Source organism: Leptolyngbya sp. AS-A5 (assembly GCF_039962495.1).
GTDB lineage: Bacteria > Cyanobacteriota > Cyanobacteriia > Leptolyngbyales > Leptolyngbyaceae > Leptolyngbya.
Window position 1 is genome coordinate 131,494 of record NZ_JAMPLL010000001.1, and the last position, 14,400, is coordinate 145,893.

At 48.7% G+C, this 14,400-nt stretch carries 13 protein-coding genes; 7 read left to right on the forward strand and 6 right to left on the reverse strand.

Annotated elements, in window-relative coordinates:
• Positions 1-53 precede the first annotated feature (53 nt).
• Positions 54-245, reverse strand: coding sequence for a hypothetical protein (locus tag NC980_RS00680; RefSeq protein ID WP_190378573.1), 192 nt, complete (start codon positions 243-245; stop codon positions 54-56).
• A gap of 83 nt (positions 246-328) precedes the next feature.
• Positions 329-616: a hypothetical protein gene (locus NC980_RS00685; RefSeq protein WP_131604006.1), complete on the reverse strand. Its 288-nt coding sequence runs from the start codon at positions 614-616 to the stop codon at positions 329-331.
• 245 nt (positions 617-861) lie between these two features.
• Here NC980_RS00685 and NC980_RS00690 point away from each other — a divergent pair, with 245 nt between their 5' ends.
• Positions 862-2,346, forward strand: coding sequence for a hypothetical protein (locus NC980_RS00690; protein ID WP_190378574.1), 1,485 nt, complete (start codon positions 862-864; stop codon positions 2,344-2,346).
• On the opposite strand, the gene NC980_RS00695 is transcribed toward NC980_RS00690, so the two are convergent.
• From NC980_RS00695 to NC980_RS00705, 3 genes are all read right to left on the reverse strand, one after another.
• Entirely contained in the window at positions 2,327-2,515 is a 189-nt protein-coding gene (locus NC980_RS00695) for a hypothetical protein (RefSeq protein ID WP_190378575.1), read from the reverse strand. The genes NC980_RS00690 and NC980_RS00695 overlap by 20 nt on opposite strands.
• Before the next feature lie 77 nt (positions 2,516-2,592).
• Positions 2,593-3,387, reverse strand: a complete 795-nt coding sequence (locus NC980_RS00700; RefSeq protein WP_190378576.1) for a PD-(D/E)XK nuclease family protein — start codon at positions 3,385-3,387, stop codon at positions 2,593-2,595.
• A 122-nt stretch (positions 3,388-3,509) separates the two neighbouring features.
• Complete coding sequence (locus NC980_RS00705) at positions 3,510-3,734, reverse strand: DUF2811 domain-containing protein (RefSeq protein ID WP_190378577.1); 225 nt, start codon at positions 3,732-3,734, stop codon at positions 3,510-3,512.
• Positions 3,735-4,405: 671 nt separating this feature from the next.
• Here NC980_RS00705 and NC980_RS00710 point away from each other — a divergent pair.
• Entirely contained in the window at positions 4,406-5,155 is a 750-nt protein-coding gene (locus NC980_RS00710) for a DUF475 domain-containing protein (RefSeq protein ID WP_190378578.1), read from the forward strand.
• 67 nt (positions 5,156-5,222) lie between these two features.
• Here the strand turns inward: NC980_RS00710 and ndk are convergent, their stop codons facing one another.
• Entirely contained in the window at positions 5,223-5,672 is a 450-nt protein-coding gene (ndk, locus tag NC980_RS00715) for a nucleoside-diphosphate kinase (RefSeq protein WP_190378579.1), read from the reverse strand.
• Between the two features lie 143 nt (positions 5,673-5,815).
• On the opposite strand from ndk, the gene speA reads away from it, so the two are divergent.
• From speA to NC980_RS00740, 5 genes are all read left to right on the forward strand, one after another.
• Positions 5,816-7,843 carry a biosynthetic arginine decarboxylase gene (speA, locus tag NC980_RS00720; protein WP_190378580.1) on the forward strand — a complete coding sequence of 676 codons (2,028 nt, stop codon included), beginning with the start codon at positions 5,816-5,818 and terminating at the stop codon, positions 7,841-7,843.
• The gene (locus tag NC980_RS00725) at positions 7,843-8,460 is read left to right on the forward strand and encodes a histidine phosphatase family protein (protein WP_190378581.1); all 618 of its coding nucleotides are present in this window, start codon (positions 7,843-7,845) and stop codon (positions 8,458-8,460) included. Before speA ends, NC980_RS00725 begins: the two co-directional genes overlap by 1 nt.
• Before the next feature lie 41 nt (positions 8,461-8,501).
• Complete coding sequence (locus tag NC980_RS00730) at positions 8,502-9,416, forward strand: TIGR01777 family oxidoreductase (RefSeq protein WP_190378582.1); 915 nt, start codon at positions 8,502-8,504, stop codon at positions 9,414-9,416.
• Between the two features lie 164 nt (positions 9,417-9,580).
• On the forward strand, positions 9,581-12,178 hold the full coding sequence (gyrA, locus tag NC980_RS00735) for a DNA gyrase subunit A (RefSeq protein ID WP_190378583.1): 2,598 nt from the start codon (positions 9,581-9,583) through the stop codon (positions 12,176-12,178).
• A 214-nt stretch (positions 12,179-12,392) separates the two neighbouring features.
• Entirely contained in the window at positions 12,393-14,225 is a 1,833-nt protein-coding gene (locus NC980_RS00740) for a serine/threonine-protein kinase (protein WP_190378584.1), read from the forward strand.
• Positions 14,226-14,400 lie beyond the last annotated feature (175 nt).

The following is a 14,400-nucleotide window of genomic DNA, read 5'->3' on the forward strand; positions in this document are numbered from 1 at the left end:
ATGCGCTGCGAATAGGATTGTATAATTTGAAGTTTTGACTAATCGTTGGAGTGCTACCGATAGCGGAAATTCTGTATTACGCGAGGTATAGACTGAAACAATCTTTTCAGCGTTGAGCGTGTACCGAGATAGCCATTGCCGATCGTAAAAACTGTTTCTTGAGCGTGAAGCCTCGCTGGATTAAATTCTGCTTCGAGAATGCTCCATGCAGCGGTATCAGTTGTAACGTGATCGAACTCAAACATCGAAATGTTTAAACAAAATATGCAAACGAAAAAGCGCGATCATTTCATATGATCGCGCTTTCTAGCCAACGATTCAGGCTTGTTTAATACTCTAAAAATAGGGTATTCAGAGCAGAGTCAGAAGCTGAAATTTTTGTGACAGAAGTTAGCTTAGGAGTCGATGCCCTTTGCATCTCAGAAACCTGGCTTTCGAGAAATGATAATCGCTTTTGAATGCGATGGCGGCGCTGTTCGATCGAGTCAAGTTCGGTTTGAAGACGCTTCTTCTCGATCGCGAGTTTGTACAGATTCAGGTAGGCTGTTGCTTCCGTTTGGGGACGGGGCATCGTGCTAATTTTGGGGCGCGAGTCAGTCAAAGGGTTAGGACGCATGAGAACACCTATAGATTAAGAAGCATACTTACGCCATCGGTTGCAGCAGGCAGCGTTGCGAACTGCCCACCGCAGAGGTCGTAAGTTTGATATCGCTAGAGTGCCTCAATTTTTTTATCTGATAACAGGTAAAGTTTATCCTTTTTTCATATTTGGATTGTCGCGCTTTTGCGATCGAATCATGCTAGTTTAGTACGCAAATACTATGATTAGTCAAGGGTTAGATCTTGGCTGAATGATTTGTGATGCAAACACCGTTGTCTGTTGATACGATTTTGGGCGACCGCTACTGCGTCTTAAAGATTCTGCATCAAAGTGCAGCAGGATGGGTCTATCTAGCGATCGACCAAACGACAAAAGGGGTTTGTGTCTTAGAAGAAATTTCTGCAATTGATCCAAGCGCGTTACCGTTTTTGCAAGAACAATATGCGGAATTGCTGCCAGCTTTAAAGCTTCGTCAGGTGGCGCACTATCAAACAACGATCGTGGATTTTGATCGGTTTTATTTAGTTCGTGATTATACGGAGGGTCATTCCTATCGTGAGTTATTCGAGCAAAAACGAATCTTCTCAGCAAAGGAAGTGACGCAGTTTTTCAAGCAAATTCTAGCAATTCTGCGATCGCTGCAACGACGAGAGATTGCACACCAAAATCTTTCTCTCAATTCGATTATTCAGCGTTTAGATGGCTCATTAATGCTAGCCGAGTTCACGCAAGCGAGCTTTGTAGAGCGGGAATTTAATACAGATTTATATCTGTTAGCTGTTTTATCGATCGTGCTGTTGACAGGATGCGAACCGAAAGAACTCTACGACGAAACAACACAATCCTGGAAATGGCGCGATCGCGCTGATGTTCAGTCTCGATTAGCGCAAGTCCTCGATCGAATGCTTTCTCCCAATCCGCAAAGCCGTTATTCCTCGGCTGCAAAAGTCACGCAAGCTTTATCTGCATCACATCAACCGGATTTTGCTGCAATCGTCTTTACGTTCGCGCTGCTCGGACTGGCTGCAATCTCAGCTTATCGGCTGATCAACTATCTACCAAATTTACAGACATCACCTCCGATCGCGCTGGATACTACAGCATCACCAACCGCAACTTCAAAAGAAACGGTTCAGCAACGATCGAAACGATTAGGACTTCGAGATAATCTGCTTCAGCAAATTGTTGATGACTCAAACGGGGTGCAAACACCAGAGAAGCTTCTAGAGCATCTAGAAACATTAAGCCAAGAAGCTCGTAGCGACATTGGAACCTACAAACGTGTTAACTACAATGCTTGGCTATCGAGCAATAAAGAGATCAGCGAACGAGCGATCGAACTGCTCACCGACGCTCAATTTGTCTCGTACTTCCCAGAACAGGAAGGAAAAGTTCTCAATCCCAGAACCTTTGGTCAAATCTGGTATGCGATCGCCCGCGACCAAATCACCAAAAACAAATTTGAAACACTCCCTGCTCGTGCAAGTGGAACACTTAAGAATGGAATCGGAAAAGTTTACCGATCGCAATTCAAACAAGGTCAAACATTGAAGCTCAATCTAAAATCAGATTCGGTCAGCGTTTGGATCATTACTGACAATGCAACGCCGCTGAAAAACTTTGATCAATCAACCTGGACGGGAAAGGTCACTCGATCAGGCATCTATGAGATCGTGATTGTTCCCAATACAGCTAAAACGACTCAATATGAACTATCGATCGACTCTAGCTCGACTTCCAGGTAGGGGAATAAACAATCTCTTGAGTGACTTGGCGCGGTTTTTGAATGGTTCGACGATCGCGAGCAGAATAACAAACCGCACCGTAACCACTGAAGGTTTGGTAATCCCGATAAATTGAAACGAGAAACGGAACGTTAGAAGGCTTTCTAGCGTAAGTGATAAAACGATTCATATTGCACACCCAACTTAGCGCATTGAACAATGCTGAGTCTTGTACTCAAAACAGAGCCAAGAACCAACATCAAAACTCTACAGTCCCAGTGCAAGCTGTAACTCAGGAGTTGCACTAACCGTTGTAGGCAACGGAGCCGGGTTAACATTCACCGCAGAACAATACCGGAAATATGCACAACGATCGCATTGCTTCCCTGGTATTGGCTCCCAGGTTTCATCATGGCGCAACCGTACCGCCAAATCTGAAATCACCGCTTGCACTTGCTTTTTATGTCTGCGAGTGGCTCGATACCGAACCTTCTCGCCCGTTCGCAAAAAAAGCAAGGTGAGATACTTCAAACTTTGTTGATAAGTCTGTTCCAACGCCAGGTAATACAATCCGATCTGCAAATCCATCTCATCAGACTCTGGAACCTTCAGATCGCGGCTCGACTTGTAATCGATTAGCTCTAACCCATCGTTGAGATAGTCGATCCGATCGTATCTTCCCGTAATACAGAATTCGAGGCTTTCGACGCGCAAAAACGCCTGAATTCTTCCTTCAACTGCTAACGGTTGGCGTAACGACGGAGCATTCAAAATGAACTTCTCGTAATAACGCTCAAGAATTGATCGACCATCTTCGACTTGGCTCGGAGTCAAGCCGGTTGAATGCTCTTCCCAGCAGCGATGCACCCAGGCTAAATCGGGGACAGAATCGTGGTAGTGCCAGTCCCGATGAACCATTGCCAACGCTTGATGCAGTGCCGTTCCCAACGCTGCTGAACCGAAGAAATCATTGCTCGTAAGCCGCCGCTCGTACCGCAAATAGTACGCATAGGGACAGCGACTATACGCCTGAAGTTTTGTCGCAGAAATCTGATAAGGCATGATGAGGCAAACAAGGTTATGAGGAACGTACAGTTCGGAAATCGATAATGCTTGAATCGGCTCGACCGAATGCTAGAGCGTCGGACTTCTAATCCACTGCTTCTAGGTTCCAATCGAAACAGTTAAATCTGTTCAACCGGACGCTTAAAGATAGAATCGAGATAAATCCGCGCTGTCTGACGATCGGTTTGACGTTCATTTGCTGGGCGGTTTTGCAGCAGGAACAAAGACAGCGCCGCAGACATCACTCGGTCTTGATCCCAATCGGGACGGGAATCGAGAAACGACTGGAATGATTGATGTAGTGCTTCGGGAATTTCAACAAAAAGACTGATATTGCTATCCATATCCATCAAACCTCAAATAATGAATCGTCAGTAGGTGAGCTAACCCTCGAATTTCTGCGAAAATCTGCAACAGAAATCTACGCCAGTCCGGTCGCTCTTTCCAATCTCCAGGGCTGTGGAAATCTTGTATCGCGGCTCGGCTGAACGCTTTCGGTTAGTCGCTACATTCTGCGCGATCGCTGCCAGAAGATCAACATCAAGAAACGTAACAATCCGCTGCTAGATCAAAATTACTGAACGATAGAATCGGCATTTCAGCCATTTTTTCTTAATGTCGCTTCACAAATTAAGCAATTCTCAAGCAGTGAGCAGGATTGCACTCGACTTTTCCACAGTCTGCCGGAAAATGACGATCCTAGCCCGATCCCCTGTGGAAAACTTTCTATTCGATGTGGAAAAGGTGTGGAAAAGGAATCGATCACCTGTGGAGAGGCTGTGGAAAGTTTGGGGAAAACCCGCTTCTTTGTAAAGTTTTGTTAAGATTCCTGCTCTCTCCAGCCTAAACTGTAAATCCCGCGGCTGAATTGGGTATTCTCTGTCTCCGAGCCTACGAATTGATCGAGAACATGAGCAAAATGGATGCTGATACTCCGGTCAGTGGTCGCCAATCTAGACACAAGAAGGGATAATAGAATGTCTGATTACCGCTGCTCGTCCTTTAATATTCTGGAATGATAGATCTGAATTTTCCTGCCCAACTCAATCCGCAATCCTTCCTAGTCCTAATCGTTTTAGTTGCCTTGGAATGCGTGTTGTCGGCAGATAACGCGATCGCCCTTGCTGCAATAACTCAGGGCTTGCAAGACCTAGAACTAGAGCGTCGCGCCCTGAATATTGGGCTAGTGGTTGCCTATATCTTGCGGATATCGCTGATTTTGGCAGCATCTTGGGTCATTGGGTACTGGCAATTTGAGTTAGCGGGAGCGCTCTATCTGCTGTGGCTGGCATTTCAGTATTTCACCTCTGCCGAGAAAGAAGAAGGAGCGCATCACAGCCCCCGATTTTCTTCGCTCTGGCAAGCGATCCCGTTAATTGCTTTTACAGATTTGGCGTTTTCGCTGGATAGTGTGACGACCGCGATCGCGGTTTCTCAAGAAACCTGGCTGATCTTGCTCGGTGGCACGATCGGGATCGTAGTGCTGCGGTTTATGGCAGGTTTATTTATCAATTGGCTAGAAGAATTCACGCACCTCGAAGATGCAGGTTACGTTACTGTTTCATTTGTGGGAATTCGATTGCTGTTGCGGGTGCTGAACGATCAGCTTGTGCCGCCAGAATGGTTGATGATTACGCTGGTTGCGATTGTGTTTGCATGGGGATTTTCTAAGCGAAATGATATCGCGGAGATTGAAGCGATCGCCGAATCCCAAAGCGAAGCAATGCCCGAAATTGAACCCATTTCGGAAAAAGATCCGGTTTAATTGCTCAAAACCCGACGGCACGCCGCCGGGTCACGATCGACAATTTGTCGCCGATTCAGGATTGCGATTATTCGTAAATCCAAGACAGCACAGTGGGCTGCCAATTCACTAATTCTTCGTCCTTAAACCAAAGCGCAATCTCGCTTTGAGCAGTTTCCGGCGCATCCGACCCGTGAATCAGATTGCGTCCGATATTGGCACCAAAATCACCCCGGATTGTTCCGGGTTCAGCAGTGAGGGGATTGGTTGCGCCGATCACTTTCCGCGCTGCTGCAATCACACCATCGCCTTCCCAGACCATTGCGACGACTGGGCCAGAAGTGATGAATTCAACCAGACTGCCGAAAAACGGACGTTCCCGGTGAACGCCGTAATGGCTTTCTGCCAGTTCGCGACTGACATTCATAAATTTCAAACCGACAAGGGTAAAGCCCTTCGTTTCAAAGCGGCGAATGATTTCACCGATCAGTTTGCGCTGTACGCCATCGGGCTTGATGGCTAAAAATGTGCGTTCCAAGCTGGACTCCCAAAAATGAAGTGAAATTTACAGAACCTAGATTATCTTAGAACGGTTAATCCAGTGATATGAAAGACTTCTGTTTTCAGATGGACGCGATAGACTGGATGCTTGAAGATTCGTTGCAATGAGGAAAAACCACGATGGGAGAACGCTCCGCTACTGTCAAGCCCGAAAAACAACCACCAAATCCGGGCTTGCAAGAGGAGGATTTGAAAACTAAGAATGGTAAGTCGAACGGCAAGCAAAACGGGAAATCCCCCACTCTGCTGGCTGCGCCGAAAAAGTGGACGATCGAAGATAGCGAAGAACTTTATCGGATTCAGGGCTGGGGCGATCCGTACTTTTCAATTAATGCGGCGGGGCACGTCACCGTCTCACCGAGAGGCAATCGCGGCGGATCGCTGGATTTGTTTGACTTGGTGAATGCACTAAAGCAACGAAATCTTGGTTTGCCGCTGCTGATTCGGTTCTCGGATATTTTAGAGGATCGCGTCGAGCGGATTAATTCCGCATTTGCAAAAGCGATCGCTCGTTACAGCTATCCCGGAGTTTACAAAGGAGTCTTTCCGGTTAAGTGCAACCAACAACGGCATTTGGTCGAAGATTTGGTGCGCTTTGGTCAACCGCATCAGTTCGGGCTGGAAGCGGGCTCAAAACCGGAATTGATGATCGCTCTCGCGTCGCTGAAAACTCCTGGAGCCTTGCTGATCTGCAACGGCTACAAAGATCGGGAGTACATTGAAACGGCGATGTTAGCGAGACGATTGGGACAAACGCCGATCATTGTTCTAGAGCAGATCGAAGAAGTTGGACTGGCGATCGAAGCCAGTAAAAAACTCGGCATTCAGCCGATTTTAGGGGTTCGAGCAAAACTGAGCGCGAAAGGCATCGGACGCTGGGGAACTTCGGCAGGCGATCGAGCAAAATTCGGCTTAACAGTTCCCGAAATCATTGATACCGTGAACCAACTGAAAGCAGCCGATATGTTGGACTGTCTGCAATTGCTGCATTTCCACATTGGTTCTCAGATTTCAGCAATCAGTGTGCTGAAAGAAGCCATGCGTGAAGCCAGCCGCATCTATATCGAACTATGCAGACTGGGTGCGAATATGCAGTACCTCGATGTCGGTGGCGGTTTGGGCGTGGACTATGACGGATCGCAAACGAACTTCCATGCCTCGAAAAACTACAGCACTCAGAACTATGCGAATGATGTGGTTGCAGCCGTGAGAGATGCTTGTGCGCTTGCCAATCTTCCGGTTCCAACCTTAATCAGCGAAAGTGGACGAGCGATCGCATCGCATCAATCGGTGCTGGTGTTTGACATTCTGGGTACAAGTGATGTCGCGGTTGAAACGCCCGAACCTTCCCAAGAAGATGAACATCTAATCATCCAAAATCTCTATGAAACTTACACCTCGATCAACAGTGAAAACTTTCTAGAGATGTATCACGATGCAGCTCAGTTCAAAGAAGAGGCGGTGAATCTATTTGGATTTGGTTATCTCAGCTTGACCGAACGAGCCAGAGCAGAGCGATTGTATTGGTCTTGCTGCCATAAAATCATTACATTTTCGCGCCAGCTTGAGTACATTCCCGATGACATCGAAGACCTTGAGAAAATTATGGCTTCGATGTACTACATGAATCTATCAGTGTTTCAGTCGGCTCCGGACAGTTGGGCGATCGATCAACTCTTCCCGATCATGCCCATTCACAGACTCAACGAGGAACCGACAAAGCGAGCAACTCTGGCAGATTTGACCTGTGATAGTGATGGCAAGATTGATCAATTCATTGATCTACGCGACGTGAAATCGGTGTTAGAACTTCATTCACTCAAGCCGGGTGAGCCTTACTATCTGGGAATGTTCCTTAGTGGTGCATACCAGGAAATCATGGGCAACCTGCATAACTTGTTTGGGGACACCAATACGGTTCACATTCAACTCACACCTAAAGGCTATCAGATTCAGCACGTGGTTCGGGGTGACACGATCAAGGAAGTGCTGGGCTATGTGCAATACGATGTGGAAGACATGATCGAAAGCGTTCGATTGCAAACTGAACACGCGCTGGAAGACGATCGCATTACCTTACAAGAGTCACAATTGCTGCTTCAGAACTATGAGCGCAGTTTAAGCGGCTACACCTACTTGCTGTCTTAATGATGAAGTGGTTTGTTTGGCTGTTGCCATTGTTATTGATTGGATGCGGGTACGATCGTTCACTATCTCAAGCTTCCGATGAAACTGTGAATGCTCGACCTGCTCCGGTCGATCGATCAATTTGGGGACAATTGCGCCAAGTAGAAACCTTCACAGTAGTTCTGATGCGTCACGCGCTGGCTCCCGGAACAGGCGACCCAGGCAACTTTCGCTTAAACGATTGTTCGACTCAGCGCAATTTGTCCCAAGAAGGTAGAAATCAAGCCAAACAAATCGGTCAAGTGTTCAGACAGCGACAAGTTCCCGTGTCGCGAGTGCTATCGAGCCAGTGGTGTCGCTGCTTGGAAACGGCTCAATTGATGAATTTAGGAAAAGTTGAGCCGTTTCCCGCGCTAAATTCTTTTTTTCGCGACAGATCTACCGAACCGCGACAAACTGAACAACTCCGCCAATTCATGATCAAAAACAAAGCTGCAAAGCAAGTCGTGATCATGGTGACGCATCAAGTCAACATTACGGCGATCACGGATGTTGTTCCTGATCAGGGTGAAGCGATCGTCGTGCAACTCGACGAGCAGAATCAGTTTAAGTCGATCGGCGAACTCGATCCGAATTAAGCGCGATCTATACTTGCAGATGGCGTTTCGTCTTGAAGATTATGAAAGTCGCGGTGACTGGGGCAACAGGATTTGTCGGATCACGGTTAGTAGAACGATTGTTAGCAGAAGGGAATTCAGTGGTTGCATTCAGCCGCGACCGTGCCAGTGCAGAACGAAAACTTCCGCGCTCCTCAAACTTAGAAATCGTTGCATACAATCCGAAACAAGCGGGAGACTGGCAAGCAAAAATATCAGGCTGCGATGCGGTTGTGAATTTAGCCGGAGAACCGATCGCTGAAAATCGCTGGACTCCTGAGATCAAGAAATCTCTGTTAGAAAGCCGGACTTTGACAACTCAAAATGTGGTGAATGGGATTGCTCAAGCCAATCCAAAACCGTCTGTGCTGGTGAATGCGTCAGCGATCGGCTTTTACGGCACCAGTGAAACGGCGGCATTCGATGAAACCAGTGCCGCAGGACAAGATTTCTTAGCCGAAGTGTGTCAGGCTTGGGAAGCAGAAGCCAGTAAAGTCAAAGAAAGCGGCACCCGATTGGTAATCTTCCGAATCGGAATTGTTCTCGAAAACGGTGGCGCACTGGGTAAAATGTTGACCCCGTTTCGGATGTTTGCGGGAGGGCCGATCGGTTCAGGCAAACAGTGGTTCTCCTGGATTCATCGCGAGGATTTAGTCAATCTGATTCTCAAAGCCCTGACCGATTCCAATCTGGAAGGCACCTATAACGCAACGGCTCCGAATCCGGTGAAAATGGCAGAACTCACCGACGCGCTCGGACAAGTGATGAATCGTCCGTCTTGGTTGCCCGTTCCGGCATTTGCGTTAGAAGCATTATTGGGCGATGGCGCGATCGTCGTTCTCGAAGGACAGCAAGTTTTGCCAAAACGTACCCTGAACACCGGCTTCGAGTACGAGTATCCAACCGTAAATCAAGCCCTTGCCGCAATTCTTAAATAATCCCAGTAAACCCTAGATTTCATAAGGATTTCAGCCCCGATCCCAAAGCTAAATTTGTGCTAAAATTTATCCAATATGAGCCGAAGCAGCTATACTTTCTAGGCATCTTTTTCCGCTCATATTTTTTCGCTTTTCGATAGTACAAAAGTATCTCGGAGTCTTCTATGACCTTCTCCCAGGAACCGCCCCAAGATCGGATTATTCCAACCGATTTACGCAACGAAATGCAGCGGTCTTACCTGGAATACGCGATGAGCGTCATCGTAGGGCGGGCGCTGCCCGATGCGCGGGATGGGCTGAAACCTGTGCATCGTCGTATTCTTTATGCCATGCACGAATTAGGACTAACGCACGATCGACCCTTTAGAAAGTGCGCCCGTGTGGTCGGGGAAGTGCTGGGTAAATACCATCCGCACGGAGATACCGCCGTGTACGATGCCTTAGTGCGGATGGCGCAGGACTTTTCGATGCGATCGCCCTTGATTGATGGGCATGGAAACTTCGGATCGATCGACAACGATCCCCCTGCAGCAATGCGATATACCGAATGTCGCTTAACTTCACTCACGGCATTTTCACTGCTCCAAGACATCGAATCGGAAACCGTAGATTTTGTCGATAACTTTGATGGCTCAGTTCAGGAACCAACCGTTCTGCCGTCAAGAGTGCCGCAACTGCTCTTAAACGGTTCAGCAGGAATTGCAGTCGGAATGGCAACCAACATTCCGCCGCACAACTTAGGAGAACTCATCGACGGACTGGTGGCATTGATTCAGAATCCAGATTTAACCGATCTGGATTTGATGCAGTACATTCCGGGCCCTGACTTTCCAACCGGTGCCCAAATTCTGGGACGGACTGGAATTCGAGAAGCGTACACAACTGGCCGCGGCTCGATCACGATGCGAGGCGTAGCTTCGATCGAAACGATCGAACATCGTGGACGACCGGATAAAGAAGCAATCATCATCACCGCTCTGCCGTATCAAACGAATAAAGCGGCATTGATCGAACGCATTGCAGATTTAGTGAACGATCGCAAGATCGAAGGCATTTCCGATGTACGCGACGAGAGCGATCGAGATGGGATGCGAGTCGTCATCGAACTGCGACGTGATGCTTACCCACGTGTAGTGCTGAATAATCTCTACAAGCAAACTCCGATTCAAGCGAACTTTGGCGCAAATATGCTGGCGCTTGTAAATGGCGAACCACAGTTGCTGACTCTGAAGCAGTTCTTGACCGTGTTCTTGGACTTCCGGGTCGAAGCAATCACGCGCCGTACCCGATACCAACTCCGCAAAGCTCAAGAACGCGATCATCTCCTGCAAGGATTGTTAATTGCACTGGCGAACCTCGATCGCATTATTGCGCTGATTCGTCATGCGGCTGATACCGCAACGGCGAAACAACAACTGATTGAAACCTATTCGCTTTCAGAACAGCAAGCTGATGCAATTCTGCAAATGCAGCTTCGACGGTTAACAGCACTTGAAGCCGAAAAGATCGAGCAAGAACACCAAGATTTGCAAGCTCAAATTCAAGACTTGTTAGATATCTTGGCAAGACGCGATCGTATCTTAGACATCATCACTCAAGAAGTCACGCAGCTTAAAGCGAGTCATGCTACACCGCGTCGAACCATCATCGAACAGTCTGAAGACGATCTCGGTGATATCGATCTGATTGCAAATGAGAAATCAATCGTGCTTGTCACCGAACAAGGCTACATCAAGCGAATGCCGATCAGCACGTTTGAAGCCCAAAATCGCGCCACTCGCGGTAAGTCTGGAGCGCGAATGAAGGAAGACGATGCCGTTGAACACTTCATTAGCTGCTGTGACCATGACAGCGTATTGTTCTTTAGCGATCGTGGAGTTGTCTACGCGCTGAAAGCCTATCAAATTCCAGTCGGATCAAGAACCTCGCGAGGAACGCCGATCGTTCAGTTGCTCACTGTGCCGCACGGAGAAAAAATCACTTCGGTTATCTCTGTGAGTGAATTCTCCGATGATGAGTACCTGGTGATGCTGACCAACAAAGGCTACATCAAGAAAACAGCCCTTTCAGCCTTTAGCAACATTCGCACCAACGGCTTGATTGCGATCTCGCTCGAAGAAGGCGACCAACTGCGATGGGTGAGACTATCGCGAGTGGATGACAGCATCATTATTGGATCAAGTCAGGGTCGATCGATTCACTTCCGTGTCAACCATGAGCAATTGCGCCCACTCGGTCGTGCAACTCGTGGTGTAAGAGCAATGTCTCTCAGAGAAGGTGATAGCTTAGTCGGTATGGCAATCCTGCCAGGTCAGATTGTGGCAGATGTTGTCCAAGCGCAAGCCGAAGATCCTGCGGGCGTTGAAGATGAGGCAAGCCTGGACGAGAACACAGAACTGCCGCCGCAGTCCGGCCCGTGGGCGCTTGTCGTCACGACCGGAGGCTATGGTAAGCGAGTTCCGGTCAAACAATTCCGTCTGCAAAACCGAGCAGGAATGGGAATTGTGGTGACGAAGTTCCGCAAACCGGGTGATACTTTGTCTGCGCTGCACATTGTCAACGAAGGCGATGAAATGATGCTAATCACCAATCGCGGCATTATTATTCGGCAGTCGGTGGATGCAATTTCATCGCAGTCACGCGCAGCCACTGGAGTCAGAGTGCAGCGATTAGACGAAGAAGATGCGATCGCAGCCGTTGCGCTTGTTCCTCCCACTGCAGAGGAAACTGAAGTGGTTGATCTCGAAGACGACGCAGAATAATCAAAAGGCGGGAGCAATCCCGCCTTTTTTGTTTTTTTGCAGATCGAGATCGACTCTCAGAGCCGGCTTCTCTCTCTGGGGGGTCATAGCCCTGAACTTTGTTTGAAAAAATTGAGCAGGAACCGAAGTTAAAAACTTTGCCTGACCCCTGCCCTAATCCCTGAGAGTAGGGTAAGAAGACGTAAGTTCGATGCACCAAGAGTGAGAACAATTCGTGAGTGTTTTACAGCGATTTCAGTCTAATTCGTCCAATCATCCATTGGGGGGTCGCTATCAAGTTATTCAGGAATTGAGCGCGGGTGGATTTGGTCAAACTTTTCTTGCTGCGGATTTGCACCTTCCCGGTCAGCCTCGCTGCGTCGTGAAACAACTGAAACCCCAGTCTACTCATCCCCAAAGCTTGCAGGTCGCTGCCCGCCTGTTTGATACGGAGGCGCAAGTGCTTTATCGCTTGGGACATCACGATCAAATTCCGCGCCTGCTGGCTCACTTTCAGGAGAATTCAGAATTCTACCTGGTTCAGGAGTGGATCGACGGACACCCCGTGGGTGAAGAACTGATTGCTGGGCAACCCTGGTCAGAAGCGCAAGTCCTCTGGATGCTTCGCAGCTTGCTTGACGGACTGAGCTTTGTGCATCAGCAGAACGTGATTCATCGCGACATCAAGCCCTCAAATCTGATGCGTCGTCACTCAGATGGCAAAATTGTGCTGATCGATTTCGGAGCCGTGAAGCAAGTCAGTACCGGATTCAGTCACACTGCGCCAACTCATACGATCCCGATCGGCACTCCAGGCTATATGGCGATCGAACAAATGGCAGGAATGCCCCGCTTTAGTAGCGATATTTATGCGGTTGGTGTGATTGCGCTCGAAGCTCTCACCGGGCTTCCGCCTTCCCATCTCACTCAAAATCCGAATACCGGAGAGCTTCAGTGGCGCGATCATCTACCCGATCTTAGCCCCGCGATCGCTGCTGTGCTAGAGAAGATGATCTGTGCTGACTTTCGCGATCGCTATGCCACTGCTGTACAAGCTTTGACCGCCATTCAAGCGATTTCCGCAGATCTCGGCGCTGCACCTATCCCCCTGCCTTCGCATTCACCGATCGCGTCAAACTCTACCGGAACCGCTTCGGTTCCGGTACCCACAGCAGCCTTAGCCGTCAATCCTCCACGCAATTTAGGCAATGCAGCGATGCAGGCGCAAAAAATCTTTCCGTTTCTCGCGTCGTTCCGTCCCACCGTCTTAGCGGCAACATCCCTAATGCGAGTCAGAACACTTAAGCAAAGCGTAACGGTCAGATGGCGTGAACCGCTCGCTAAGATTTCTCGCCGTCGGATGCTGCCTCCCGCGATCGGACTCACGATACTAGGCGCTACTTTTTTCGGTTGGAATGCCACTCGTCCCCCTCAAAGAAATCTGAGCATTTCCACGCCTGCTCCTTCCCCGAATCCGGCGACTCAAGCTGCAAAACTTCTCGACGAAGCAGAACAGCAGCGGACAGCAAAGCAGTATCAGCAAGCCGTGAACACCTACGATCGGATGATCACGATCGACGCCAAATCTGCTGAAGCGCATTGGGGACGGTGCTACAGCTTGAATTATTTACAGCGCAGTAAAGATGCGATCACGGCGTGTGAGGCTGCATTAGCGCTGCGCCCGAATTATCCAGAAGCTTTATGGAGTAAAGGGTACGCTCTGGAGCAACAGCAACAGTACGAGCAAGCCTTGCCGCTTTATCAACGCGCTATCACCCTGAAGCCTGATTTTGCTGAGGCGTGGAGCAATCAGGGAACGCTACTGTTCCGGTTTGGTCGTTTCCCTGAAGCGATCGCCGCCCTGGATAAAGCAACCACCCTCAAACCAGATCTAGCAGAGGCTTGGAACAATCGGGGTGCCGTATTGTGGCGCCTGGGGCGGATTGATGAATCGATCGCATCGATCGACAAAGCCATTCAGCTTCGACCCGATTACCAAGACGCGCTCAGTCTGCGGCAGCAGATTGAGCAAAAACTGAACCGAGGCGACCATCAAAAGCGAAACTAGCCAAATTGGCAAACTCCCACTGCTAGCAGTGGAACTCTCCCACGCTCTGCGTCAGACCAAATTGATTTGTGGATGCGACAGATTCTCGCCCCCTAAATCCCCCAGAATGGGGGACTTTGAGTATGATCTGTCGCATTCTATGTTTAATTCGGTATCAGACCAGCCAAAAGCAAGC

Coding starts and splice junctions, on each gene's coding strand:
- NC980_RS00680 (WP_190378573.1), bottom strand. CDS start 245: ATGTTTGAGTTCGATCACGTTACAACTGATACCGCTGCATGGAGCATT.
- NC980_RS00685 (WP_131604006.1), bottom strand. CDS start 616: ATGCGTCCTAACCCTTTGACTGACTCGCGCCCCAAAATTAGCACGATG.
- NC980_RS00690 (WP_190378574.1), top strand. CDS start 862: ATGCAAACACCGTTGTCTGTTGATACGATTTTGGGCGACCGCTACTGC.
- NC980_RS00695 (WP_190378575.1), bottom strand. CDS start 2,515: ATGAATCGTTTTATCACTTACGCTAGAAAGCCTTCTAACGTTCCGTTT.
- NC980_RS00700 (WP_190378576.1), bottom strand. CDS start 3,387: ATGCCTTATCAGATTTCTGCGACAAAACTTCAGGCGTATAGTCGCTGT.
- NC980_RS00705 (WP_190378577.1), bottom strand. CDS start 3,734: ATGGATAGCAATATCAGTCTTTTTGTTGAAATTCCCGAAGCACTACAT.
- NC980_RS00710 (WP_190378578.1), top strand. CDS start 4,406: ATGATAGATCTGAATTTTCCTGCCCAACTCAATCCGCAATCCTTCCTA.
- speA (WP_190378580.1), top strand. CDS start 5,816: ATGGGAGAACGCTCCGCTACTGTCAAGCCCGAAAAACAACCACCAAAT.
- NC980_RS00725 (WP_190378581.1), top strand. CDS start 7,843: ATGATGAAGTGGTTTGTTTGGCTGTTGCCATTGTTATTGATTGGATGC.
- NC980_RS00730 (WP_190378582.1), top strand. CDS start 8,502: ATGAAAGTCGCGGTGACTGGGGCAACAGGATTTGTCGGATCACGGTTA.
- gyrA (WP_190378583.1), top strand. CDS start 9,581: ATGACCTTCTCCCAGGAACCGCCCCAAGATCGGATTATTCCAACCGAT.